The 1,279-nt window shown below is 32.8% G+C and carries 1 protein-coding gene; it reads right to left on the reverse strand.

Going from position 1 to position 1,279, the window contains the following annotated elements:
- Positions 1–20 precede the first annotated feature (20 nt).
- Positions 21–1,279 (reverse strand): gliding motility-associated C-terminal domain-containing protein (locus EC396_RS12340; RefSeq protein WP_164975280.1); only part of this gene is annotated, 1,259 nt, incomplete at its 5' end.

The following is a 1,279-nucleotide window of genomic DNA, read 5'->3' on the forward strand; positions in this document are numbered from 1 at the left end:
ATAGTAATTTTAAATTTTATTTAACGACTCAAATACAAACTGCCTTGTATTGGTTTGCGATTGTCTTTGTTGAAATGAATAATGTAATAATATACACCCGAAGCTGCAATATCATTATCTCCTTTTAATCGCCCATTCCAATCAGGTTTGTTAATATCATAAGAGTACATTAAATTACCCCATCGGTTTACAAATTCAACTTTAAAATCGGGATATAATTCTCTTAAATTTTCAATTTTAAAGGTGTCATTAATACCATCACCATTTGGCGAGAAACCATCATAAACTACAATATCATATTCATCACAAGCATTTAAATCTACTGTAACTTCAAGGTGAGAAACACTTGAGCACCCATTAATGTCAGTTTCAATAGCATAATAAGTTTTACCATCAATTAAAAGTTCAGATAAACTTAATTCAATACCATTTGGATAAGAGTTATACCAAGAAATAGCACCGTCATTATTAGCAGAAACTTTAGCATCTAATTCAGCTAAAGTTGGGTTGTTTATAATACAAAATTCTTCACCACTTGACTCTATGATTGGAGTTCCTGGATTTGATAAAACAACTGTAACAGCAATTTTTACAGCACTAATACAACCTGTTGAATTTGTTTTTGCAGCCCAATAAACTGCTCCATTTACCAATAAATCTGTATTGTTTAGAGGAGTAGTACTTGTCTCTGAATTAAACCATTCAATACCTGTTGAAGGTGTTAAGTCGGCTACAGTAGGGTTGTTAACTTGACAAAAAGTTTGTATAGATTCATCAATTGTAGGTGGAGGTACAGTTGTAATTGAAGCAATAACTTCAACTCTTGAAGTACTTTCACAGCCAGCAATAGCATCCGTATTTAATGCCCAATAGTTTTCTCCGTCAACTAATAATTCTGTTGAACTTAATGGTGTTGTTGAAGTTTGAGAATCGTACCAAACAATAACATTTCCTGTAGCTTGTAAATCTGATATTTTTGGATTAAAAGCTTCACAAAAAGTTTGATTAGGCTCAGACACTATCGCATTAGGTACACTAATTACAGTTGCTTTTACTTCTAACCTTAAAGCACTTTCACAGTTAGCGGCATTGGTTTGAGAAGCCCAATACGATTGTCCATTTACCAATAGATCAGAACTATTTAAGGCAGTTGTAGAAGTTTCAGAATTATACCAAAGTACATTTGTACCAGTTACAGATAAATCACCTATTGTTGGTGAATTTGGTAGATAATCATTAACACAAAAAGTTTGAGTAGCAGCACCAGTAGGAGGAAAAG

The sequence above is a fragment of the Lutibacter sp. HS1-25 genome, from assembly GCF_004121075.1.
Taxonomy (GTDB): Bacteria; Bacteroidota; Bacteroidia; order Flavobacteriales; family Flavobacteriaceae; genus Lutibacter.